The sequence below is a fragment of the Demequina phytophila genome (genome assembly GCF_000971135.1).
GTDB lineage: Bacteria > Actinomycetota > Actinomycetes > Actinomycetales > Demequinaceae > Demequina > Demequina phytophila.
The window spans coordinates 213,100-237,744 of sequence record NZ_BBLW01000002.1 but is presented as its reverse complement, the minus strand read 5'-3'; the positions used below and the strand labels follow the sequence as shown (position 1 = coordinate 237,744).

The 24,645-nt window shown below is 69.6% G+C and carries 18 protein-coding genes; 4 read left to right on the top strand and 14 right to left on the bottom strand.

Going from position 1 to position 24,645, the window contains the following annotated elements; translation table 11 throughout:
* Positions 1 to 44 precede the first annotated feature (44 nt).
* From AOM01_RS03845 to eda, 11 genes are all read right to left on the bottom strand, one after another.
* Entirely contained in the window at positions 45 to 2,288 is a 2,244-nt protein-coding gene (locus AOM01_RS03845; RefSeq protein WP_062289221.1) for a glycoside hydrolase family 3 C-terminal domain-containing protein, read from the bottom strand.
* A 34-nt stretch (positions 2,289 to 2,322) separates the two neighbouring features.
* Entirely contained in the window at positions 2,323 to 3,135 is an 813-nt protein-coding gene (locus AOM01_RS03840; protein ID WP_062289218.1) for an SDR family NAD(P)-dependent oxidoreductase, read from the bottom strand.
* A gap of 94 nt (positions 3,136 to 3,229) precedes the next feature.
* Positions 3,230 to 4,450 (bottom strand): glycoside hydrolase family 1 protein, encoded by a 1,221-nt coding sequence (locus tag AOM01_RS03835; protein ID WP_062289214.1) that lies wholly within the window; start codon positions 4,448 to 4,450, stop codon positions 3,230 to 3,232.
* 88 nt (positions 4,451 to 4,538) lie between these two features.
* Positions 4,539 to 5,405: an ATP-binding cassette domain-containing protein gene (locus AOM01_RS03830; RefSeq protein WP_062289211.1), complete on the bottom strand. Its 867-nt coding sequence runs from the start codon at positions 5,403 to 5,405 to the stop codon at positions 4,539 to 4,541.
* Positions 5,402 to 7,198 carry a dipeptide/oligopeptide/nickel ABC transporter permease/ATP-binding protein gene (locus AOM01_RS03825; protein ID WP_082109957.1) on the bottom strand — a complete coding sequence of 599 codons (1,797 nt, stop codon included), beginning with the start codon at positions 7,196 to 7,198 and terminating at the stop codon, positions 5,402 to 5,404. The genes AOM01_RS03830 and AOM01_RS03825 overlap by 4 nt, the downstream gene beginning before the upstream one ends.
* Positions 7,198 to 8,139, bottom strand: coding sequence for an ABC transporter permease (locus AOM01_RS03820; protein ID WP_062289208.1), 942 nt, complete (start codon positions 8,137 to 8,139; stop codon positions 7,198 to 7,200). Before AOM01_RS03820 ends, AOM01_RS03825 begins: the two co-directional genes overlap by 1 nt.
* A gap of 221 nt (positions 8,140 to 8,360) precedes the next feature.
* The gene (locus tag AOM01_RS03815) at positions 8,361 to 9,950 is read right to left on the bottom strand and encodes an ABC transporter substrate-binding protein (RefSeq protein WP_062289205.1); all 1,590 of its coding nucleotides are present in this window, start codon (positions 9,948 to 9,950) and stop codon (positions 8,361 to 8,363) included.
* Between the two features lie 161 nt (positions 9,951 to 10,111).
* Positions 10,112 to 11,590, bottom strand: coding sequence for a glycoside hydrolase family 43 protein (locus tag AOM01_RS03810; RefSeq protein WP_062289202.1), 1,479 nt, complete (start codon positions 11,588 to 11,590; stop codon positions 10,112 to 10,114).
* Between the two features lie 9 nt (positions 11,591 to 11,599).
* A complete protein-coding gene (gene uxuA / locus AOM01_RS03805) occupies positions 11,600 to 12,784 on the bottom strand; it encodes a mannonate dehydratase (RefSeq protein ID WP_062289199.1) in 1,185 nt (394 codons plus the stop codon).
* Positions 12,785 to 12,853: 69 nt separating this feature from the next.
* The gene (locus AOM01_RS03800) at positions 12,854 to 13,957 is read right to left on the bottom strand and encodes a sugar kinase (protein ID WP_062289196.1); all 1,104 of its coding nucleotides are present in this window, start codon (positions 13,955 to 13,957) and stop codon (positions 12,854 to 12,856) included.
* On the bottom strand, positions 13,954 to 14,604 hold the full coding sequence (gene eda, locus AOM01_RS03795) for a bifunctional 4-hydroxy-2-oxoglutarate aldolase/2-dehydro-3-deoxy-phosphogluconate aldolase (protein ID WP_062289193.1): 651 nt from the start codon (positions 14,602 to 14,604) through the stop codon (positions 13,954 to 13,956). The genes AOM01_RS03800 and eda overlap by 4 nt, the downstream gene beginning before the upstream one ends.
* Before the next feature lie 213 nt (positions 14,605 to 14,817).
* On the opposite strand from eda, the gene AOM01_RS03790 reads away from it, so the two are divergent.
* From AOM01_RS03790 to AOM01_RS03775, 4 genes are all read left to right on the top strand, one after another.
* Positions 14,818 to 15,849, top strand: coding sequence for a LacI family DNA-binding transcriptional regulator (locus AOM01_RS03790; RefSeq protein WP_062289191.1), 1,032 nt, complete (start codon positions 14,818 to 14,820; stop codon positions 15,847 to 15,849).
* Positions 15,850 to 15,933: 84 nt separating this feature from the next.
* On the top strand, positions 15,934 to 17,331 hold the full coding sequence (uxaC, locus tag AOM01_RS03785; protein ID WP_062289188.1) for a glucuronate isomerase: 1,398 nt from the start codon (positions 15,934 to 15,936) through the stop codon (positions 17,329 to 17,331).
* Entirely contained in the window at positions 17,328 to 18,725 is a 1,398-nt protein-coding gene (locus AOM01_RS03780) for a mannitol dehydrogenase family protein (protein ID WP_062289185.1), read from the top strand. The genes uxaC and AOM01_RS03780 overlap by 4 nt, the downstream gene beginning before the upstream one ends.
* Positions 18,722 to 19,588: a sugar phosphate isomerase/epimerase family protein gene (locus AOM01_RS03775; protein WP_062289182.1), complete on the top strand. Its 867-nt coding sequence runs from the start codon at positions 18,722 to 18,724 to the stop codon at positions 19,586 to 19,588. The genes AOM01_RS03780 and AOM01_RS03775 overlap by 4 nt, the downstream gene beginning before the upstream one ends.
* Positions 19,589 to 19,681: 93 nt before the next feature.
* On the opposite strand, the gene AOM01_RS03770 is transcribed toward AOM01_RS03775, so the two are convergent.
* The 3 genes from AOM01_RS03770 to AOM01_RS03760 all read right to left on the bottom strand — a co-directional run bounded on the left by AOM01_RS03770 (position 19,682) and on the right by AOM01_RS03760 (position 24,578).
* Positions 19,682 to 20,617: a LacI family DNA-binding transcriptional regulator gene (locus tag AOM01_RS03770; protein WP_062289180.1), complete on the bottom strand. Its 936-nt coding sequence runs from the start codon at positions 20,615 to 20,617 to the stop codon at positions 19,682 to 19,684.
* Between the two features lie 142 nt (positions 20,618 to 20,759).
* Entirely contained in the window at positions 20,760 to 21,971 is a 1,212-nt protein-coding gene (locus AOM01_RS03765; protein WP_169746508.1) for an MFS transporter, read from the bottom strand.
* Between the two features lie 156 nt (positions 21,972 to 22,127).
* Positions 22,128 to 24,578 (bottom strand): glycoside hydrolase family 2 TIM barrel-domain containing protein, encoded by a 2,451-nt coding sequence (locus tag AOM01_RS03760; RefSeq protein ID WP_082109955.1) that lies wholly within the window; start codon positions 24,576 to 24,578, stop codon positions 22,128 to 22,130.
* Positions 24,579 to 24,645 lie beyond the last annotated feature (67 nt).

Sequence of the window (24,645 nt, the reverse complement as noted above, 5' to 3'; positions counted from 1 at the left end):
TATCGGGGACGATGCGGTTGACGCCTCTTGGCGCGGAACGGCGGCTACCGCGCCCCGACCGTGAGACCGGCGAGGATGCGCTCGACCTCGGCCTTGCCGTCACGGCCGGCGAGCTGGAACAGGCGGGACAGCGAGAGCTGCTCGACCATGCGCAGACCGGGCCCCTCCGACAGCCCCGCGCCGCCCGAGTTCGCAGCCATCGCGCCCAGGATCCCTTGGACCACGACGCCGCCCTGCGGGTGGGCGAGCCACTCGGTGATGGTCGAGTCGACGGTGAGCGAAGCGAGCGAGGCGGGCAGGTCGAGCGCGATCGAGCGTTCGGCCCGGATGTCCCTGCTGGACATCCCGATCCGGACCACGAACTCGCCAGCCTCGGCGAGCCAGCCATGGCGGGACCAGAACTGGAAGGCACGCTCGTCGAGCTCGAAGGTGAGACGTTCCGATTCACCTGCGGCGAGTTTGACCTTCGCGAAGCCCTTGAGCTCCGATGCGGGCCGGTCGAGCGTCGCCACGGGGTCCGAGACGTAGAGCTGGACTACCGTGGCACCCGCGCGCTCGCCCGTGTTGGTCACCCGCACGTGCACCGTCGCGCATGGTCCGGTCGGGTCGGGGATCTCGACATCAAGCTCGTCCAACTCGAAGTCCGTATAGGACAGCCCGTGTCCGAAGGGCGCGAGCACGTCGCGGTCCACGGCGTCGTACCAGCGGTAGCCCACGTAGATGCGCTCGCCGTAGAGGACCCTGTCGCGATCTCCGGGGAAGTTGAGGAACGCGGGGGTGTCCTCGAGCCGCAGCGGTAGCGTCTCGGCGAGACGCCCACCGGGCTCCGCCACGCCGAGCAGCACGTCGGCCGCGGCACCGCCCGCGGCCTGCCCGCCAAGCCACATCTCGAGCACGGCCTCGGCGTGCTCCACGACGCCGCCAAGCGCGAGCGCACCGCCGTTGCTCAAGACCACGACCACGCGTTCGCACACCGCGGCGACTCGCTCGAGCAGGTCCAGCTGCGCCGCAGGCAGGTTCAAATGGGCGCGGTCGAAGCCCTCGGACTCGTCCTCCTCCGGCAGGCCGAGGAACAGCACAGCAGCATCCGCCCGCGCCGCGAGCGCGACCGCGTGGGTCGCAAGTTCGTCGCCACCGGTACCGTCGTGGGTGAAGCCCGGGGCGTGCTCGACTGGCCGGGGAGTGAGGCGGCGGATCTCGTCCAGGGCGACGTCGACGCGGGTCGGGTTGACATGGGAGCTGCCGCCGCCCTGGAACCGGGGCTCGGTGGCGAACGCGCCGATCACGGCGATCATCCCGCCGTCGGTCGGGTGGAGCGGCAGCGCGCCGTCGCGGTTCGACAGCAGCACGGCGGCCTCGGCGGCGGCGCGGCGCGCGAGCGCGTGGTGCGCGTCGATATCGAGCGCGTCCGTCGCGCCGCGCAGCGCGTCGAACCGATCATGCGTGCCGAGGATGCGTGCGACAGCGCGGTCCACCACGGCCTCGTCGAGCTCGCCCGATTCGACCGCGGCGACGATCGCCGCGGGGCTGGCCTCCCCTGTCGACGGCATCTCAAGGTCGAGCCCTGCGCGCAGCGACGCGACCGGGTCGTGCACGGCGCCCCAGTCGGACACCACGTAACCCTCGAAACCCCACTCGTCGCGAAGCACCTCGCTGAGCAGCCACCGGTGTTCGGAGGCGAAGGTTCCGTTCACCTTGTTGTAGGAGCACATGACGGTCGCGGGCGCGGCCTCGGCGACGGTGCGCTCGAACGCGGGCAGGTAGATCTCGCGGAGGGTGCGCTCGTCCACCTCGGCGCTCACGCGCAGCCGCTCGGTCTCCTGGTTGTTGGCCGCGAAGTGCTTGAGCGACGCGCCGACGCCCCGGGACTGGACGCCTCGGACCCACGCGGCACCGAGGACCCCCGCGTGGAAGGGATCCTCCCCTAGGTACTCGAAGTTGCGTCCGCAGAGCGGCGATCGCTTGATGTTGATGCCTGGGCCCAGCAGCACGTCGACGCCCAGGTCGCGAGCCTCGCGGCCGAGCGCGGCGCCCACCTCCTCGATCAGGTCCGGGTCCCACGTCGACCCGAGAGCCGCGCCCGTCGGGAAGGCCGTCGCGGGCGCGCTCCCGTAGATCCCGAGATGGTCCTGCGATGCATCCTGGAGTCGGACGCCATGCGGACCATCGGACAGCGTCCTCGACACGACGCCCGCGTCGTCGATCGCACGCGTGTGCCACAGGTCCGCGCCGGACAGCAGCGCGGCCTTCTGTTCAAGGGTCATCCGGGCGATAGCGGGGTGCAGCATGCGAGTTCTCCAGGTGGGATGGCGGCGTGGGCGCCTAGGCGTGGGCTCCAGCGTCGGCGAGCAGCGTGCTGCCCGTCATGAAGGTGGCCAGGTCGCTGGTGCAGAACAAGACGATGCGCGCGACGTCGTCGGGCGTTCCCATCCGTCCGGCGAGGGACTTGGGCTGGGGCATGTTCACGCCGGGCGCGGCGCCTCCGGACGCGGCCATCGCGGCCGCGATGTTGCCCTCGGTGGGGACGAAGGTGGGGGCGACGCCGAGCACGCGGATGCCCTGCGGCGCGAGCTCCAGGGCGAGCTGCCGGGTGAGGCCGCGCACCGCGTGCTTGGAGGCGACGTACGCGCCCAGCCCGGGCGCGGTGCCCTCGAACGCGGCGAGCGAGGCGATGTTGACGATGGCTCCGCCGCCCGTGCCCATGAGGCGGGCGGCGGCGCGAGACCCGTTGCGGACACCGCGCACGTTGACCGCGAACACCTGGTCCCAAGCCTCGTCCGTCATGGTCGCGAGCAGGGCGGAGGGGAACACTCCTGCGTTGTTGACCCAGATGTCCACCCGCTCAAGCTCGCTCGCGAGCTCCCCAGCCACGCGGTCGACGTCCGCGGCGCTCGCGACGTCCATGGCGACGCCGAGCGCGCGCACCCGGTGCCGCTCCGCGACCTGCTCGGCGGCCGCCTCGGCGCGTGCCGCATCGAGGTCGGCGATGACGACGGTCGCGCCCGCCTCCGCGAGCCGCTCGACTATCGCGCGCCCGAGGCCCTGGACGCCGCCGGTGACCACGGCGACGCGCCCTGTCAAGGAGATCAGCTCGGCGAGAGGGCGGGCGGACACGTCCGGGAACGATGCGGTCATGGCAGGGGCTCCTTGCTGCGGGTGGGACGGCGGGCGCGCGGCGGGGCGGGGACGTGGGTCCGCCCCGCCGCGTGGTGGTGCTGGAAAGGCGCGGTCAGCCGAGGGCGTTCGCCTTCGCGACCGAACCGAGCCAGCCGAGGCTCGGCTTGGCCGTCCGTGCGAACGTCTCGCGGTCCACCGAGATGAGGCCGAAGGTCGGCTCCCAGTGACCCCACTCGAAGTTGTCGAGCAGGCTCCAGTGCAGGTAGCCGCGCACGTCGATGCCGTCCTGCATAGCGCCGTGGAGGCCCTCGAGCGCCTCGCGCGTGTACTGGATCCGCTGCTCGTCCCGCGCGGTCGCGATGCCGTTCTCCGTGATCACGATCGGCGTGTGCTCGCTGACCTCCCACGCATGACGGACGGCCATCGCGAGCGAGTCGGGACGGTAGGAGGTGCCGACGAGGGTGTTGTCCGGGTGCGGCGGGTGCGGGACGAGACCGTTGGCGTCGACCTCCTGGCTGGAATACGCCTGAACGCCCACGAAGTCGTCGCCGCGGCTGCCCTCCCAGTACACGTCCTCCTTGCCATAGCGGATCTGCAGGAGCTTCTCCTCGCCTCCTGGCGCCGCCGTGAGCGCGCCGGCCGCAATGGTCCACCCGACCTTGGCGTTCGTGCGGTCGCGCACGATGTCACGGGCCGCGTGGTGGATGCGCGTGAACAGGCGGCCGATCTCGGGGTCGGCGTACGTGAGGAAGTCGCTGTGGGACTGCTTCTTCTCCTGGTCGCCATCGGCCTCGACAGTGGGGCTGGTCCACTCCCCACCCGCCGCACCGAGGTGACGCATCATCGTCATGATGGCTGCCTGCATGTTCGGCTCGTTCATGGTCACGACCCACTGGACGCCGTCCAAGATGGTGCACGCCTGCTCGACGTACGCGCAGAACAGGTCCTGCGCCTCGGGGCCGTCCCAGCCGCCGAGAGCGGCGAACCACTGGGGCGTGGTGAAGTGCTGAAGGGTGACCACCGGGGTCACACCGAGCTCCAGGCAGAAGTCGATCATACGGCGGTAGTGAGCGAGCTCGGCCTTCGAGAAGTGTCCGCGCACGGGTTCGATTCGGGACCACTCGAGGCTGAACCGGTACGAGGTGAGTCCGGCATCGGCGAGCAGCTGGATGTCCTCGCGATAGCGGTGGTAGCTGTCGACGGCGTCACCCGACAGCTCCATGCCGGGCATCATCTGCTCGCGGGCCCACCAATCGCTGTTGACGTTGTTGCCCTCGATCTGGTGACCGGCGGTGGCGGCGCCCCAAAGGAAGCCGTCGGGGAACTGGATCATTCGGAGGTCCTTCTCTGTCGGTGCCGCGCGATGCGGCGTGGGTCGGGGTGGGGCGACGGACCGACGAGGTCGCGACGCGGTGGGGACGTCAGGCGTGAGCACCCATCGCCTGCAGGTCCTGCTCGGCCTGAAGGGCGCGCAGCCGCACGCGGTCCGCGCGCCGCTGCTGCTGGGCCGTCGGATCCGCGATGGGCGCGGCGAGCAGCAGTCGCTGCGTGTACGGGTGCTCGGGGTCCTTGGTGACCTGGCGGGTCGGGCCCTGTTCGACGATCTCGCCGCGATAGACCACGCCGACCCTGTGGCTGATGTGGCGCACCACGGCAAGGTCGTGCGAGACGAACAGGTAGGCGACGCCGGTCTCGCGCTGGATGTCGATGAAGAGGTCCATCACGGTTGCCTGCGTCGACAGGTCAAGCGCGGAGACGGGCTCGTCGCAGACGATGAGGCGAGGTCCGGGCGCGAGCGCGCGGGCGATCGCCACGCGCTGGCGCTGGCCGCCGGAGAACTCGCGGGGCAGCCGCGCCGCGGCGTTCTTCGGCAGGCCCACCTGGTCGAGCAGGTCCAGCACGCGTCGCGTCGCCTTGGCCTTGTCCCACCCCTGGACGATGAGCGGCTCGGCCAGCGTCGCTCCAATCGTCAGGGACGGGTTGAGAGAGCTGTACGGGTCCTGGAACACCACCTGGATCTCGCGCGAGAGCGCGCGGCGCTCGCGCGCCGAGAACGCGGTGATGTCGCGACCGTCGTACTCGACGGCGCCTCCCGAGATCGGGGCGAGGCCCAGGATGGCTCGACCGATCGTGGTCTTGCCCGAACCGGACTCCCCCACGATGCCGAGTGTCTCGCCGGCGCCGATCTCGAAGTCGACGCCGTGAACGATCTCGACGGGCGGCTTGCGGAAGCCCTTGACCGGATAGGCGACCTTCAGGCCCTGGGCCCTGAGCAGCGGTGCGGTCATCGCGGGTCCTTCCCATCCGCGACGAGCACCATCGCGGAGTCGTCGCGGATCGTGTCCTCGTCGAGGATCGATCCGAGCAGCATGGATGTGTAGGGGTGCTGAGGTTGGGCGAACACATCGACGGTGGCGCCGGTCTCGACGACCTCGCCGCCCTGCATCACCGCGAGAGACGTGCAGCTGTCCGCCACCACGCCGAAGTTGTGAGTGACGAGCACGATGCCCATCCCCATCTCCGCCTGCAGGTCTCGGAGGAGGTCGAGGATGTCCGCCTGCACCGTGACGTCGAGCGCGGTGGTCGGCTCATCGGCGATGAGCAGCTTGGGCTTGGGGGCGACGGCACCGGCGATGAGCACGCGCTGCGCCATGCCACCCGAGATCTCGTGCGGGTAGGACCGGAAGGTGCGCTGCGGGTCAGGGATGCCGACACGCTCGAGGAGCTCAAGCGCACGTTCCTTGGCCTTCGCCTTCGACAGGCCGGTCGACACCCGGATACCCTCGACGAGCTGGCTCCCGATCGTGTACACGGGGTCGAGGTTCGACATCGGCTCCTGGGGGATGTAGGCGATTTCGCTTCCCCGCAACCTGTTGAGCTCGGCCTGGGGCGCCCCGAGAATCTGGCGGCCGGCGAGGACCACCGAGCCGCGGGTCACGACCGCCTCGGTCGGGAGCACACCGAGCACTCCGAATGCAGTCTGGGTCTTCCCTGAGCCCGACTCGCCGACGAGGCCCAACGTCTCGCCCATCCTCACGGTCAGGCTCACGCCCCGGACCACCTCGTTGAGCTCGCCGGAGGGAGAGCGGTAGGCGATCCCGAGGTCGCGTACCTCGAGCAGCGCGCCGGTCCCGTCGGCTTTCTCGGCCTCGAAGTCGTCGGCGACGGCAGTGGCGGTGATCTTCTCCGCCTTGGGCTGAGACCCCTCGAAGGTGTCGCGAAGAGCGTTGCCGAACAGCACGAAGGCGCCGTTCAACACGCCGAGGGCGACGGCCGGCCAGATGTACTGCCCCGGTGCGATGTAGATGTTCCTGAAGCCATCGCTGATCATCGCGCCGAAGGACGGGATCTCCTTCGATCCGACGCCCAGATAGGCGAGCCCGGACTGCACACCGATCGCGGAACCGAACAGGAACGTCGTGGCGACGATGACAGGACCGCGGACCACCGACAGGATGTGCCGACCGAGGATGCGCATGTCGGTCACGCCCGACACGCGGGCCGCGTCGACGTAGAGCTCACGGCTGACGCCCACCGTCTGATTGCGGACGATGCGGTAAATGCCCGGCGTGAGGAGGAAGCCGAAGATGGCCATGGTCCAGCGGAAGTCGCCGCCCGTGAGAGGCATGAGCACGATCAGCAGCAGCATGCCCGGGAAGGTCTGGAGGATGGTAGCGCCCCACTCCACCGGGGTCCGGAACCTGTTGAAATATCCTCCGACGAGGCCGAGCGTGGTGCCGACGACCAGCGCGATCGAGGCACCGATCAGGCCGGACACCATCGCGGTGTTGATCGAGTGCAGCAGCCGCGCAAGGATGTCGCGTCCGGCGTAGTCGCCTCCGAGCGGATAGTCGGGCGATCCGACGGGAAGGTTGATGGCCTCGAACCGCGCCTCATTGGGACCGTGCTGGGGAATCACGTTCGCGAGGAGCCCGAGGACCACGAACGTCAGGATGATGAGGCCCGTGATCACGGCCTGCGGGTCGCGAACGAGTCGCTGGAAGGCGCCGCGCCGGACCTCAGCGGGCTCGTCCTCGAGTGCGAGCGTAGGCACAGCGACGGGAGCGGTGGGGGTCGACATCAGTACTGCCTCGCCTTCGGGTTGAGCCAGCCGTTGGCCAGGTCGATCAGGAGGTTGACGCCGATGGTCAGACCGACGCCGAACGCGGTCAGGCCCATGAGCACGGGGAAGTCGCCTTGGAGCGCGACGTTGAAGCTGTAGGTGCCGAATCCCGGAAGCGCGAACACCTGCTCGATGAACAGCGCGGACCCGAACAACGTGATGAAGGTGAGACCGAACACGGTGAGGGCGGGGCCGGCGGAGTTGCGCAGCGCGTGCCGGACGACGATCGCCCGCGCGGAGACACCGCGCGTGCGGAGGGTGCGGACGTAGTCCTTGCGCAGCTCGTCGATCATCGTGCCGCGGACCTGGTTGGCCATGCTCGCGGCACCGCCGAACGCCATCGTGATCACCGGGAGTGTGATCGACCTCGCCCACTCGGCCGGGTCGTCGCCGAAGGTGGTGAACCCCGTGGCGGGAAACCATCCGAGGTTGACTGCGAACACCACCACCAGCACGATCGCGATGAGCAGGTTGGGCACCAGGTAGCCCGTCAGCATCATCCCCTGAGCCGTCTTGTCCACCCATCCGCCGCGCGTCGCGGCGAGTACACCCAGGAAGAGCGCGATGAGCGCGGAGATGATCATCGCCGGTCCCACGACGGAGAGCGTCACGGCGAGTCGGCTCGGCAGCGCCTCCGTCACGGGCTCGCCGGTGAAGAACGAGGCTCCGAGATCGCCGTGGAGGACACCACGGAACCATTCGGCGTACAGCACCGGCACGGATCGATCGAGACCCAGATCTGCCTTCATCGCGGCGATGGAATCGACGTTGGCGGCCGACCCGAGCTTGCTGCCGATGATGCTGTCGAAGGAGAAGCTGAGGAGGAACATCGTCGTGAAGGACACGATGACGAACAGCACGAGTCCGAAGGCGACTCTGCGTAGCGCGAAAAGCAACATTGCTCTGCCTTTGTGTGGTCGTTCGTTGACCCCGGGGTGGCCGCGGGAACCGCCCGCTGGCAGGTGCTGCGTCGCGGGCCTGGCATGCATTGAATCACATTTGACAACCGCTTGCCAAATCGGATCTTCGCGGCCCTTGAGAGTCCTGTGCCGCCGCCCCGGAACGCCTGTGGGGCCCCGTCCGAAGACGGGGCCCCACAGGAGTGCGCGGGAGGAGTGCGTCAGCCGGCGACGCCGTAGCTCTCGATGCGGACCGACTGCTGCGCCGATGTGCCCACGTACTTGTAGCCCTCCGCCTCGGCGAACGTCTGGCCGGTGAACATCAGCGGCGCGTACCAAGCGTTGTTCACACCGAACGCGTTGATCTGCTTGTAGATGTCCGCGCCAGCGGCCGGGTCCGTGATCTTCGACGCCTGCTCGAGCAGTGCGTCCAGTTCGGGATCCGTGGTGCGCATCGGGTTGAGGAGCGCGGCGGGTGCGTAGAAGTCCTGCACCTGGTTCGCGTCCGGAAGCGTGGAGGCGAACCAGAGGATCACCGGGTACTTCCCCGACAGGAGTGCCTGGACGGTGTCCTGCGGCGGGATCGAGTCCCAGTTCACCGTGATGCCGATGTCCGCCAACGCCTGCGTGATCGCCGGCTCCATGCTGGTCGTGTAGACCAGGCTCGGCATGTCGATGCTGAAGCCGTCCGCGTAGCCCGCCTCGGCGAGGAGCGACTTCGCCTTCTCGACGTCGTAGGGGTAGACCGAATCGAGCGCCGGGTCGTATCCGGAGGTGCTCGGGAAGTCCATCTGGTACGCAGGCTGGCCCACGCCGCCGCCCGCCTGGACGAAGCCGTCGCGGTTCAGCGCGAAGTTGATCGCCTGGCGCACCCGGAGGTCCGCGAACGCCGGCTCGATGGCGCCGTCGCGATCGGCGATGTCGAGGAACAGGGACGACTGAGCCTCGAGCTGAGTGGTGGTGAAGTCACCCGAGGACTCGAACTGCGGTGCGGTCTGCGCCTGCACGCCCGCGATGTCGAGCTCGCCAGCACGCAGGGAGTTCTCGATCGCCGTGGCATCCGCGATCACCCGGACGGTGACCTCCTCGAAGGGGTAGGCGTCCGCGTTCCAGTAGTCGTCACGCTTGATCAGGACGTATTGCGTGCCCGACTGCGTCTTATCGGCATCGAGCACGTACGGTCCCGCCCCGATGGGGTCGAGCCCATAGGACTCATCCGCCATCTTGTCCGGCTGCGCGATGATCCCGACGCGGCTGGTGAGGTCGAACAGGAAGCCCGGGTCGTTCGCGGAGAACGTGATGACCACCGTCGTCGCGTCCGGCGCCTCGACGGACGCCACGGTGTCCGCCATCGCCTGGCCCGCACCGGCGGTGTCCCGGATGTGCTCGAGGGTCGCCTTGTACTCGGCGGCGGTCGCGGGCGCTCCGTCGGAGAAGGTGAGGTCATCGCGCAAGGTGACCGTGAGCTCGAGACCGTCGTCGCTGTAGCTGTACCCGGTGGCCAGGTGCGGGACGAGCTCGCCGTCGGGGCCGATCACGAAGAGCGTGTCGTAGATCGAGCCCCAGATGAGGGCGTCGTTGCCCGTAGCAAGGCCCACGGGGTCGAAAGTCGACGGCGCGCGGTTCGTCGCGATCGCCAGGGTGGTCGGAGCGTCGGCGGCAGGCGCGCCGCTCTCGCTCGTGCCTGCCGTCGGCGACGCCGCGGGGTCACCCGCGCCGGAACAGGCGCCGAGGGTGAACACCGCGCCTGCGGCGATGGCGGCGGCCGCCGAACGGCGGAAGTGGCGCCGCAAGGGCGTGTTGACCTGCATAAGAACTCCTTTGTTGTGAATGCAGCGTTTCCGGGGATATGAGCCGGCTCGCAGTCCGGAATGGCCTGGCGTGCCTAGTGAAGCATCAAGGCAATCGGTTGCGCAACCGATTGCCGAATCGTGTTACTGAATCGTTGCAAGGGCGCGGACGTGCGGGGCCTTCAGCCCCAGGGCATCGCCGGCGGCGCCGGCTCCTCGAGCTCCGTGAGGGCGACGCTCCGCACCGTTGCCGGACCTCCAAGCGCCTCAAGCGCCAACATCCGTCCGGTGAAGCCTCCGACCACCTCCGTGGAGAGGTGGCGCCCGTCGACCCGGGCGAGCGAGACCCGCTCGCCCGCACGCTCGACGGCAAGCTCGATCGTGTCGGGGCCGGGCCCACCCTGGCGCCCGACGGTCGGGGTCGCCTCGATCACCAGCGTGTCGCCTGGCTCTGCACGCACGGCGCCGAGCGTCGCGTCAAGGTGCGCGCTGACCTGCCTCGCGCGGATCGCGTCCCCTACCCTCTCGAGCCCGAGCCAGTGGTCCGCGGCGAGCCGCACCGAGACGCACATGTCTCCGTCGCCCGGTGCCACGACCGCCTTCCACGCGAACGAACGCAGGCGGGTGCACAGCGGAAGGTGCTGCTCGGACGACTCGGCGTCGCGGCTCGGTTCAAGTCGGAGACCTGCCGACGGGACCGCGAAATCGCTCGGTGCAACCCCGGGGGCCACCCACCGGGCGTCGAGCGCGGTGCCCTCGAACGCATCGTCGAACGACGGGTCCGCGCCTGGCGCGTCATACCGACCCTCGACCACCACGGGCCACCCCTCCACCCAGTCGACGCCCGCGAGGAAGGTCTCGCGGCCCAGCACGTGGAATCGGGGGAACGCGCCTCGCTGCCGGATGCCCAGGTGGACCAGCGCCCAGGACCCGTCCGCGGTCTCGACAAGGTCCGCGTGGCCCGTGGCCTGAACCGGATGGGCCGTGGAACGGTGGGAGAGGATCGGGTTCTCCGGGTTGTTTTCGAAGGGCCCCTCAGGGGCGCGCGACCGCGCGACCGAGACGGCGTGACCCGTGTGGGTGCCGCCCTCTGCGACCACGAGGTACCACCAGTCTCCGCGACGGAACAGGTGCGGGCCCTCGCTCTCGCCCAGGCCGCTCCCATGCCAGATCACGCGGTCCTCACCGAGCCGCTCTCCCGTGGCGGGATCGATCTTCACCTGGTGGATCCCCGGCGGCATGAAGCCGCGGTAAGTGAGGTAGCAGGCACCCTCGTCGTCCCATGCGAGATCGGGATCGATGCCGAACGTCTGGTCGACGCGCACGGGTGCGGACCAGGGTCCCGCGGGGTCGTCCGCGTGGGTGATCAGCTGGCCGCGCATGACGTCGGCGATGCTGGTCGTCACCATCCAGAAGCGGCCACCGTGGTGGCGCAGCGTCGGGGCGTAGATGCCCTGGCTCGCGCCCGCACGTCCGGTCGCGGCGTGGACCGCGTCGGCGTCCGGCAAGGCGTGGCCCACGAGCTCCCAGGTGAGCATGTCGCGCGAACGGTGGATCGGGACGCCGGGTACGTACTCGAATGACGAGTTCGCCAGGTAGTACCAGTCCCCCGCTCGACAGATCGACGGGTCGGGGTGGAACCCCGCGATGATCGGCAGCATGGTCTCTCCTTACGCGAGGTCGCCGTCGAGCCCGCGATTGACCGCGAGCTCGACCCCACGGACCTCGGCGAGGCCCTTCATGCGGCCGATGAGCGGGTAGCCGGGCGCGCTGTCGCGCGTGAGGTCGTCGAGGATCCGGTGACCGTGGTCCGAGCGGATGGAGATCCGGGGCCCCTCCTCGCCGCGACGTCGCTCCTCGCGCACGAGCTCGCGCACCACCCCGACGATGTCGATGTCACCGTCGATGTGAACGGCCTCGTGGAAGCTGGCCGGATCCTCTTCGCGACGGGTGGATCGGAGGTGCGAGAAGTAGATGCGGTCCGCGAAGCGACGCGCCATCTCGACCACGTCGTTGTCGGCGCGCACACCGTACGAGCCGACGCACAGCGTGAGCCCGTTCGCAGGGCTCGGCACGGCCTCGAGCAGCCACTGCGCATCGGCCATGGTCGAGACCACGCGCGGGATGCCGAACAGGTCGAACGGCGGGTCGTCCGGGTGGATGGCCATCCGGATGCCCACCTCCTCCGCGACCGGGATGACGCGCTCGAGGAAGTACTTCAGGTTGCCTCGCATCGACTCGTGCGTCTGGCCGTCGTACGCGGCGAGCGCCTCGCGGAACTCCTCCACCGTGTAGGACTCCTCCGACCCGGGCAGGCCGGCGAGCAGGGTCCTGGTGACGCGGTCGATCTCCTCCGGTGCCGCGGCGTCGAACCACGCGCGCGCGCTCGCCACGCGCTCGGGGCCGTGATCCGCCTCGGCGCCAGCGCGCTCGAGCACCCACATGTCGAACGCCGCGACCGCGTCGGCGTCGTAGCGGAGCGCCGTGCCGCCGTTGGGCAGAGGCCAGTCGAGGTCGGTGCGCGTCCAGTCGAGCGCGGGCATGAAGTTGTAGCAGATCATGTCGACGCCGCACGCGGCGAGGTTGCGCACGGTCGCGCAGTACTTGTCGATCCACTCGTCGCGCGTGTCGAGGCCGCGCCGGATGTCCTCGTGCACGGGCACGGACTCGACGATCGACCAGTAGAGTCCCGCCGCCTCGCACTCGGCCTGGCGCCTCTGGATCTCCCCCACCGACCACACCTCGCCGTTGGGCACGTGGTGAAGTGCGGTGACCACGCCGGTGGCGTCGGTCTGCCGTACCTCGGGCAGGGTCACGATGTCGGCGGGTCCGTACCAGCGCCAGGTCTTCTCCATGAGGCTTCCTTCCAGCGGCCGCGACGATGCGGCGGGATCGTTTGTCGTATCAGGGGACGATGCGGGGTGTCAGCGGTCGACCCGGGCGCCACCGCCGCCGGCGAGCTTGTAGACCTCGGCCTGGGTGGCCATGGTCGTGTCGCCGGGGGTGGTCATGGCGAGGGCGCCATGGGCGGCGCCGTAGTTCACCGCGGTCTGAAGGTCGGCGCCCTCGATAAGACCATGGATCAGACCGGACGCGAACGAGTCGCCGCCGCCCACGCGGTCGAGGATCTCGAGTCCGTCACGCTGGGTCGCACGCACCAGCCCCGAGCCCTTCGACCAGGCCAGCGCGCCCCAGTCGTTGACGGTCGCGGAGCGCACCGTGCGCATCGTCGTGGCGATGACCTGGAAGTTCGGATACGCCTTCGACACCTCGTCGATCATCGCGGCGAAACCCGCGACATCAAGTTCCGCGAGCGACTCGTCTACACCGGGAACCTCGAAGCCCAGCGACGCCGTGAAGTCCTCCTCGTTGCCGATCATCACATCCACATGCGGGGCGATGGCACGGTTGACCTCCTGCGCCTTCGCGATCCCGCCGATCGCCTTCCACAGGCTGGGCCGATAGTTGAGGTCGTACGAGACGACGGTGCCGTGACGATGCGCGGCGTCGACGGCCGCGATGACGCTCTCGGCCGCCGTCTCCGACAGCGCGGCGTAGATGCCGCCGGTGTGGAGCCAGCGCACGCCGAGGGTGCCGAAGAGGTGATCCCAGTCGACGTCCCCGGGTGCGAGTTGCGAGGCGGCGGTGTGGCCGCGGTCGGACACCCCGACCGCGCCGCGCACGCCGAAGCCGCGCTCGGTGAAGTTGAGCCCGTTGCGCACGCCACGGCCGATACCGTCGTACGCCTTCCACACCAGGTGCGACGTGTCGACGCCGCCGGCAAGGATGAGGCCCTCGATGAGCCGCCCCACCTCGTTGTCCGCAAGCGCAGAGACGATCCCTGTGCGGTGGCCGAACGCGCGCGAGAGGCCGCGCGAGACGTTGTACTCGCCGCCGCCCTCCCAGGCCGTGAACGACCGCGCCGTGCGGATGCGCCCCTCGCCCGGATCCAGGCGCAGCATCACCTCGCCCAGCGAGACGGCATCGAAGCGGCACTCCGCCGCGGGCCGCACCTGCAGAACACTCATGCCGGGACCTCCTGACCCGCCGTCAGCGCGACGGCCTCGGCCACCAGCGCGGCCACCTTGTCGAACTCCCCCGCCGACACCAGGTCGCGAGGCACCATCCACGAACCGCCCACCGCGTGCACGCACGGCAACGCGAGGTACTCGTGCAGGTTCGCCGGCCCGATCCCGCCCGTCGGCACGAACGACACGCCGCCGAACGGGGCCGCGAGAGCGGCGATCGCCTTCGCGCCGCCCGAGGTGCCCGCCGGGAAGAACTTCACGGTCGACACGCCCAGCTCGAGCGCGGCCTGCACCTCGGTGGCAGTCACCGCACCGGGCAGCACGGCGACACCGTGGTCCTGACACCGCTCGACCACGGCGCGCGACAGCCCCGGCGACACCACGTACGACGCACCAGCAGCGACGGCACGATCGACCTGATCGACCGTAAGCACGGTGCCAGCCCCCACCAGCACGTCGCCGCGCGCCGCCATGATCCTGATCGACTCCTCGGCCGCGGCGGTCCGGAACGTCACCTCGGCCACGGGAAGCCCGCCGGAGACCAAGGCGCCGGCCAGGCCCGGGGCGTTCCCCGCATCGTCCACCACCACCACCGGTACCAACCGATGCGCGCCGAGAGCCGCATGCACATTCGTCGCAGTCTCCATCGTTCCTCCACTCGCGGGCCCCGGACCGTCCCGGTGACTCCTCGTTGAGTTGGCAACCGAATGCCAAGATAGCGCCCATGCTAGGCGATCCTGGCGAAAGCAGCGACCACCGCGCCTGAGTGCCCGTGCGCAAGCGCGCACAAATCATCAGCGGGGCAACCGCCTGCCACCGTCGTGGCCGTCCGCTACGATGCACGTAGCAAGGAGGACCCGATGACCGATGCCGCTCCGACCGGGGAGATCACAGGACGCCGCCGCCGTTCAGGCGCCGCGACCATCTACGACATCGCGGAGCTCGCCGGGGTGAACCCGTCGACGGTCTCGCGCGCTCTCAACCAGCCCGGCCGCGTCAGCGCCAAGACGGAGGAGAAGATCCGCAAGGCCGCGGCGGACCTGAACTTCCACGCGAACCCGATGGCGCGTGCCCTGCCCACCGGGCGCACCCACACGCTCGCGGTGGTGGTCGCCGACATCACCAACCCGATGGTGTTCGGCGTGATCCGCGGCGCCGAGCGCGCGGCGAGCCAGGCGGGATTCACGCTCGTGATCGCCGAGTCGCAGGAGTCAGGGTCGCTCGAGGCCGGGACCATCGACAACATCGCGCCGTCCGTGGACGGCATCGTGCTGGCCACCTCACGCCTGCCCGACGAGGAGATCCTGCGCCTCGCGCAGCGGAAGACCATCGTCACGCTCAACCGTGAGGTCGACGGCATCCCCTCCGTCATCAGCGACCCGGCACCTGGAGTGTCCGCCCTGGTCGCGCACCTCGCGGACCTGGGCCACCGTGCGATCGCGTACCTGGGCGGCCCCAGCCGCTCCTGGATCAGCGGACGCCGCTGGGAGGCGCTGATGCACGCAGCGCGCGAGCGAGGCGTCGCAGTCTTCGAGATCGGCCCCAACAGCCCCACGCTCACCGGGGGCGAGTCTGCGTTCGAGCGCGCACACGCCTCGGGGGCCACCGCCGTCGTCGCATACAACGACCTCATGGCGATCGGCCTCATGCGAGCCGCGAAGGCGGCAGGCGTGAGTGTTCCTGAGGACTTGTCGGTCGTTGGCTTCGACGACGTCCTAGGCGACCTCCTCTCGCCCTCGCTCACGAGCGTTCACGCCGACCTGACCGGCATGGGCACGCGCTCCGTGGCACGGCTGCTCGCGCAGCTCGGCGCTGACGGATCGCACGAGGGCGACGGCCCGATCACCACCGAGCTGGTGATCCGCGAGTCGACCGGCCCCAGCCCGCGCTGACGCCGCCGCGTCCAAGGCGCGTTGCCCGTCCGCTCGTTTGGCAACCGATTGACAAATCACGCAATCCTGCCGCACAATCGACGCATGCCAACGACGTCCTTGCGGGCCCCCGACCGCCTCCTGCCCGCGGATCCGGAGACTCGCGCGATCGCGCGGGACCTGCTCGCCCGCGTCTCGGATGCCCCGATCATCTCGCCCCACGGGCATGTGCCGGCCTCGTGGCTGGCTCACGACGTGGAGTTCAGCAACCCTGCCGATCTGCTGGTGGTCCACGACCACTACATCACGCGTCTGCTCCACGCCGACGGCGTGCCCCTCGAGCGGCTCCGGCCGCGCGATGGCGCCGCTCCGCGTGCGATCTGGCGCGAACTCTGCGACCGCTGGCACCTTTTCGCCGGGACGGCGTCCGCATACTGGCTCGAGGAGGAGCTCGCCGAGGTCTTCGACATCGGGTGGGCACCGGGTCCCGACACCGCGGACGCCCTCTACGACCGCATCGACGCAGCCCTGCGGACCCCCGAGCTACGTCCGCGAGCGCTGTTCGACCGGTTCCGCATCGAGGTCCTCGCCACCACCGACGATCCGCTCGACGATCTCTCCGACCACGCACTCCTCGCGGCAGACAGGTCCTTCGGCGGGCGCGTGCTGCCCACCTTCCGCCCCGACGCCTACCTCGATCCGGCGTCCGCCGGCTTCGCGGAACGAATCGAGCGTCTCGCGGCTGCCACGGCGACTCCCCTGACCTTCGCCGGATACCTGGACGCGCTCCGCGTGCGGCGCCGACACTTCATCGACCACGGCGCGGTCTCCGCCGATCACGGCGTCTTCGAGCCGTTCACATGCGAGCTCGACCCGATCGAGGGCGAGCATCTCTTCCAGGCGGCGCTGCGGGGACACCTCAGCGAGACGGACCTCCGCAGGTTCCGCGGCCACATGCTGTGGCAGATGGCGGCCATGAGCGTCGACGACGGCCTCGTCATGACGATCCATGCGGGCGTGCGCAGGAACCACCACAGCACCACCTTCGAGAGGTTCGGGCCCGACACGGGGCACGACATCCCGGTGCGCACCGAGTTCACCGACAACCTGCGACCGTTGCTCCAGAGCTTCGGCACCGCGCCTGGATTCCACCTGGTGCTGTTCGCCATCGACGAGACCGTCTACTCGCGCGAGCTCGCCCCACTCGCCGGCTTCTATCCGAGCGTCTTCGTCGGCGCCCCGTGGTGGTTCCTCGACGCCCCGGACGCGATGGCGCGCTATCGAGCAGCGGTGACCGAGACCGCGGGGTTCTATCGGACCTCGGGCTTCATCGATGACACACGCGCCTACCTGTCCATCCCCGCACGCCACGGCGTCTCCCGGCGAGCCGACGCATCGTTCCTTGCGCGCCTGGTCGCGGAGGGCCGCATCGGCACGCCCGCGGCGGAACGCATGATCGACGACTCCGTCGATGCCATCCCCAGAAAGGTCTTCAAGCTGTGACACCCGTCGCTCCGCTCTCCCGCACTGCGCACGCACGGCCGGCCGCGCCCGTGCGCATCGTGCATCTCGGCCTCGGCGCATTCCACCGGGCGCACCAGGCCTGGTACACCGCGCATGCGGACGATGCGGCCGACTGGGGCATCGCCGCGTTCACCGGGCGCGCGGGCGAGCAGGGCGATGCGATGATCGCGACGCTGAGGGCACAGGATCAGCTGTACACGCTGACCCTGCGAGGCCGTGCCGGGGACCACGTCGAGGTGATCGACAGCATCGTGGCGGTCCACTCCGCCGATGACGCGGCGGCGTTCGAGCGCTACATCGCCGACCCGGCGGTCGCGATCATCTCGACCACAGTCACCGAGGCGGGCTACCGGCTCGACGCGTCCGGGAGCCCGGAGCAGTCGGATCCCGTGGTCGCGGCAGACCTGGACGCCCTCGCCGCGGGCGTAGGTGCGGTGCGGTCGCCGCTCGCGCTGATCGCGCGCGCTCTCGACGGCCGTCGGCGCGCAGGGGCAGGCCCGATCACGGTGATGCCCTGCGACAATATGCCGGCAAACGGGCGGATGGTCAGGACCGGCCTTCGCGCCTTCGCGAACGCGATCGGCCCCGCCCTGGTGGCCTGGATCGAGAGCAATGTCACCTTCGTGTCCACCTCGGTCGACAGGATCACCCCTCGCTTCTCAGGAGGTGACGACGATTTCGCCCGCGCCGCCGGGCTGATCGATCGCGCGCCGGTGGTCGCGGAGGAGTTCGCCGACTGGGTCCTGGAGGGCGACTTTGTGGCGGGGCGACCCCTGTGGGAATCCGCAGGCGCCCGATTCGTCACCGAAATCGACCCGTTCGAGAACCGGAAGCTCTGGCTGCTCAACGGGGCGCACACCGCCATGGCGAACCTGGGCCGAGGTCTCGGGCTGGAGACCGTCGCGGCGGCCTCGGGCGATGCGGCGTGCCGAGCGCTCGTCACCGATTTCTGGCGCGAGGCGTCCCGGCACCTCCCGGCCGAGGTGGAGGCCGAACGCTACTGCGCCGACCTCTGGATGCGATTCGAGAACCCGCGCATCGCGCACCGGCTCGACCAGATCGCGGAGGACTCGCTGACCAAGCTTCGCGTGCGCATCGTGCCGGTCGCACTGGCGGAGCTCATGGCCGGGCGTCCCGCCAGCGGGTGCGCGCGGGCGATCGCGGCGTGGATCTCGAACATTCTCGCGGACGGAGGCCGCCGCGACAGTCTCCACGGCGACATCGTCGCCGCCTCCGGTTCGGCAGAGCCGACGCACGCTCTGCTGGCGCTCGTGTCCGAGGCGTTGGCGGCCGACGTCGAGTTCGCCGAGCTCGTCACCGCGACGGTCACCGACGGCGTGCTGACGCGACGGGGCGCGGGGCTTCCCGCATGACCCGCCCGCTCGTCGCGATCCAGCAGATCCAGATCGGCACGGTCACCTCGACGGAGGCGCAGGCCAGAGAGACCCTTGGCGCGCTCGTGGCGGCAGGTTTCGCCGGCATCGAGCTGAACTCGTTCCAGACGCAGCCGACGCCGTGGGTGGTCCGCGCGCTCACCAAGGCGGCGGGCATGCCGGCGGGCCGCGGCGGAAGGCTGGACTGGCACGCGATACTCGCCGACTTCCCGCTTCGCGTGGTCGCGATCCACGAGGCTCTCGGCACCATCGAGGCGGACACGGATGCGGTGATCTCGCGTGCGCGCCGTTTCGGCACCATGCATGTCGTCGTCACAGGCATGTACCGGTTCGACTACTCCGATCTGCGTGAGGTGGAGTCGCTTGCCCAGAGGCTGAACGCCGCGGGCCGACGTCTGGGGAACGCGGGGTTGCGCCTGCTCTACCACAACCACAACGTGGAATTCAGAAAGGTGGCGCCCGGCATCAACGCCTTCGACGTCCTGATCGAAGGGACCGATCCCGCGTCCGTCAACTTCGAGGTCGACTGCTTCTGGGCGGCCACGGCGGGCGTGGACCCGCTCGCGTTGATGCGCCGGCTCGGTGGGCGCGTGGAGCTCTGCCACCTCACCGACCGTGGCAGCCGACGAACCGGGTCGAGCATGACGCCGATCGACAAGCTCGACAGCGTGGAGCTCGGGCTTGGCAACATGGACATCCCCGCGCTCATCGCGCAAGCGTCGGAGGCGGGCGCGGCGGCGGTGGTGCTCGAGACGCACAAGAATTGGATCGACGGTTCACCCGTTCGCAGTGCCGAGGTGAGCGCCGAGGTGCTGCGGCGGCATCTCGTCCAGGCTCGCTAAGGCGACGATCCAGCCGGCTCACGGGGCCACCGCGAGCGTTCGCGCGCGAGGTGTCCACCCGGCGACCCGGCGGGCCCTGATGCTCCCGAGCGGCTAGGTAGAGGCTCGCTGGATCAGCGTCAGGAGCGGTGCGAAATCGATCGCCTCGACCTCGCCGGTCCCGTGGGGCTTGTTGTCTAGCGCGGCGCGGACCAGCTCGAATGTGACGTCGACCGCGCCCGCAAGGTCCATCGTGATGGTCGTGAGGGCGGGCACGCAGACCCGAGAAGTAAGGCTGTCGTCCATGCCGATGACGGAGAGATCGCCGGGGACACGAAGCCCGAGCCGCCCGGCAGCGGTGACCAGCACCGAACCGATGTCGTCGTTGTAGCAGGCGATCGCCGTGGGACCGGAGTCGACAGCGAGGCTTCGGAGAGCATCCTCGGCGGCCTCGACATCCGCACGAATCCTGAGGACGCGCGGGGCGGGCAGCCCGAGCCGTGCGCACTCGTCTTGGGCGGCGCGCACGCGCGCCGGCCCATAGGCGTCGTCGCGCGAGTCCGCCAGAAGCGCGTAGTCGACCCGCACCGCGCCGCGCTCGACGAGATGCCGCACCTGCAGCGCACCCACCTCATCGCGGGCGTACTCGCCGCCCGGCACAACTGCGCCCGAGTGTCGGAGAGCGTCGCGTTGTCGCGGACTCAGCGCCGCAAGATCGATGACGAGCGCGGGGCGCAGCTGATCGACGAGGCGCAGCAGCGGTGTCACATCGTGACGCACGAATTCGACGACCAGCAGAAGTCCGATCGTGGAGAGCCGGTCAGCCAGGTCGTCGATGATGGCCTGCAGGTGGGGGCCGAACGTCACGTACGGGACCACCAGGACAGCGATGTCGCTGTGCCCGGTCACGAGCGCGCGCGCCGCGACCGACGGGCGGTAGTCAAGCTCCTCGGCGGCCGCCGTCACCTTGTCGACGGTGCTCGGGGCGAACAGGTGCGCGCGGCCGTTGAGGATCTGGCTCACGGTCGCGCGAGAGACGCCCGCACGCACAGCGACCGCGGCGCTGGTGGCACGAACAGGAATACCTGCACCTTCAGCGGGCACGTGGGCTCCTCACCTGGTCACTGTCCTGGGTGTTCATTGTAGGAAGGCGAGCGCCGGGGCACGGGGAACCAGCCCCGGCGCCCCGGACCTATCGCACCGAGCGCACCTTGAGCACCGCGAGCGCACCAGGGATCGCGAAGATGCCCAGCGCGATGTAGAGCAGCGCGTAGTTGCCGGTCGCTGCCACGACCGCGCCAGCGATGACGGGCGCGATGATCTGTGGTCCCGCGTTCGCGATGTTGATCAGCCCGAGGTCCCGAGCGGCCGTCTCCTTCGACGGAATCACCCTGGAGATCAGCGCCTGGTCCACCGCCATGTACGCGCCGAGCGCCACGCCGGAAAGCACCGAGGTGATGAACAGCCCCGTCATCGTCGGGTTGAAGACGACCACCAGTCCCGCGGGCACGCCGAGCAGGGCCGATGTAGCCACGAACGGCTTGAGCCTGCCGAACCGGTCGGCGAGCACGCCGGCCAGCACGGCGCACAGCATGGTCGCGAGGCTGTTGACACCCACGATGGGGATCAGGGCGTCCTGCGCGGCCTCGATCGTGCCCGCTCCGGCGCCGATCCAGTCACGGATGATGTACAGCTGCATCGTGGTCGTCAGGAAGAACCCGAACAGCACCAGGAATCGGGACGTGAACGTCCACCAGAAGTCCGGTGCCGTCGTGAACGTCGGCAACGGGACGCGCGGCGCCTCACCTGCGACCAGGCGCGGGCGGCCGCGGAGCGGGTCCTTGGTGGTCAAGGCGAAGACGAACGACGTGGTGATCAGCAGCACGCCGGCGAACACGTAGCCCAACTGCGTGGTGTCGGCAACGCCCGCGAGCGTGACACCGATGAATCCTCCGACGATCTGGATAGTCCCGACGATGCCCGACATGCTGCCGCGACGGTTCAGCGGGATGCGCTCGGGCATGACGGCGGTCAGTGCGGCCTGAACACCGCTGAGCGGCCACATCGCGACGGCCCACGCGATCGCGATCGAGATCGGGGTAGTCATGAGGCCCGTCGCGACGAGCGCGACGGCGCCCGCCGCCGCGCCTCCGAGCACCCACACATTGCGGGGGCCCAGGATCTTCGTGCGCGTGCGGTCCGAGAGGCGCCCCAGGATGGGCTGCGCCAGCACCGAGGAGACGGCTCCGATGCTCACGACCCAGCCAAGGGTTCCCGCCGCGGAGCCGATCTCGCTCACGATGGTGGCGATCTGGGTGCTGAGGAGGACCTGGAGCACGGCGCCCCACACCCCGGTGACGCCGAGCAGGGCGAGCGGGTACGCGACCCAGAGCCAGCGGCTCATGGATGTGGGCTCACCGTCATCGAGCGCCAGCGGTTCGGCAGTGTCGACGGCCGCGTGGATGGGCGCGCGTTCCTGGGGTTCAGCGGGCTGGTGCGACATGACTCTCCTTTGAGCAGTGCGGTGTGGGTGAAGACGGAGGTGGGACTGTGACGCTGGCTAGACCTGCACTGAGATCTCGGCCGGGTGGAGACGGCCGACGAGTTCGATGTCGGCCGTACCGAAACGCTCGCCCGTCACGCGCATACGGATTGGTCCGGGGACATCGGTGGCGCGCACGACCGCCAGAGCGCGACCGAACCAGGTAGTGCACGTCGGGGACGGGTACTCATCGAGAGGCGCGGGGTCGCCGCTCCCCAGGCCCGCGAGCACGCCCGCTCCCGAGACCTCCACGCTGATCCGATCCTCGGATGCCCAGTCGACAGTGCCATCTGCATCGGCCAGCTCGATCGCGACGTGCGCGAGGTCGTGACCGTCGGCACTCAACTCGGTCCGGTCCGCGGTGAGGCGCAGCGTCAGGGGGCCGTCCGCAGACCTTAGGACCGTGCGCGCAAACTCCTCGCCACCCCGGTACTCGACCGCGGTGAGCTCACCTTTCTCATATGGAAGCTTGAAGCGCAGCGCGCGTCCACGCACCTTGCCTACCGCTCGCCTGCCGACCCTCCTGCCGTTGATGAGGAGCTCGATCGCGTCGCCGTTCGAATACACGTCGACCTCGGCACGACGGCCCTCGTAGCCCGTCCACGACCAGCTGGCCACCGCATCGGTCGTGCGCCACGCTGACCGGTGTGCGCGCTCGTCCGCGTGCGTCACCGGACGCACCGCAACCGCAGGCGCAACGAGCTGTCCCCATGCGGCGCGCGCCTGCATGACGTGGGCGCCCGCGAGTCCGGTGATGTCGATCGCACCGCATCCCGAGAGCACGTGCGGGTAGGGCTTCGCCATGCCGCGAATCGGGTCCTCGCCATACGTCCACGAGCCGATGCCGGTCTCACCCAGGTAGTCCCAGCCGGTCCACATGAAGTCGCCGATGACGGCGGGGTGCTTCTCGACGAGCGGCCAGATCCGGGCGATCTCGCCAGGCATGGACTCGCTGCCGACGATGACCCGCTCGGAATGCTTGCGCAGGTCGCCTCGGTACCGGTTCCAGGCGTAGTTGTAGCCGGCGACGTCCACGGTCGCGAAGGCTCCCTTGGAGTTGCGGTCGGCCTGTGGCAGGCGGGAGACGAGGCGGATGATCGCGCCAAGATTGGACGTCAGCTGGTTGGCGGACTCGCTCGTCGCACCGCTGGTGCGCTTGCGCTTCGCATCTGCGCTGGCACCCTGCGCGTGCACGTTCACGCCGAACCCGGCCAGCACGTTGAGCATGAGGTTGACCGCGACGGTCGTCGGCCGGTGCGGGTCGAGTGCGCGGAGGTAGGTCGCGATCTCGCCGGACACCCCGACGCCCTTGGGCGTGGCCGTCTCGGCGACCTCGTTGCCGATCGAGTACATGATCACCGACGCGTGATTGCGGTCCTTCGCGACCATCGACGCGACGTCGGGACGCCACGTCGCCTCGAAATCGTCCGCGCTGTCGTGCGGCGTTTTGTGGTCGTACCAGACGTCGGTGAGCTCATCCATGACGTACATGCCGAGCTCGTCGCAGGCCTCGATCATCGCGCGGGACGCAGGGTTGTGCGAGCTTCGGATCGCGTTGAAACCGTTCTCCTTGAGGATCCGGACGCGGCGCTTCTCCGCCGCAGCCAGCGTCGCCGCGCCGAGGACGCCGCTGTCGTGGTGCACGCACGCGCCGCGCAGTAGCACGGTCTCGCCGTTCACGCGCAGGCCGTCATGGGCGTCGACGGTCACCGTCCTCAGGCCGATGCGCAAGTCGCGTCGGTCCACTACCGCTCCACCGACGGAGAGTTGCGCGGTCGCCGCGTACAGGAAGGGGTCAATGTCCGACCACGGGAGCGGGTCGGGCACGGTCAGGACGACTCGTGCCGCGGAGCCCTCGAGATCGGACACGGCGCGCACGACCGACCCGTCCGGCGCTGCGAGCTCCACGGAGACCTGCGCGCCTGTGGCGGGCGCCACGGCGTCGAAGTCGACCTCCACGACCGCCGTGCGCTGGTCGAGGCGGACGGTGTGGAAGCGGACGCCATCAGGCGCGAAGCGGTGGGGGCCGGATACTTCCATCCATGCAGAGCGGTACAGTCCGGCGCCCGTGTACCAGCGGCTGTGGGGCACATGTGAGTTGTCGACCTCGACCTGGATCCGGTGCGCGGTGCCGCCCGCCACGACACTGGAGATGTCGAGCTCGACCTCGCGGTAGGTGCTGTTCCACGCCCCGACCTCGGCACCGTCGATCAAGACCCGCGCCCCGCCGGCCACGCCCTCGAAGACGAGGGTGACGACCGAGTTGTCGTCGAGCTCCGGTAGCTCGATCTCGCGCTCGTAGATGTAGCGGCCACCCGGGAAGTAGCCGCCGTGCCGATCTGTCTCACCGTCAGGGCGGCGGGTCTCGTGGACCATCGCGTCGTGAGGGAGCGTGACCTGCTCCGCTGCAGCGGGGTCGGCGTCGTGGTGCCTGAAGGTCCAAGCGTGGTCAAGTGCGACTCGTGACATGTTGTCTCCGTTAACTCGTGTCAATCGGACGTTATCACGTGTCAATCCGCGGGCGCACCCGACTTAG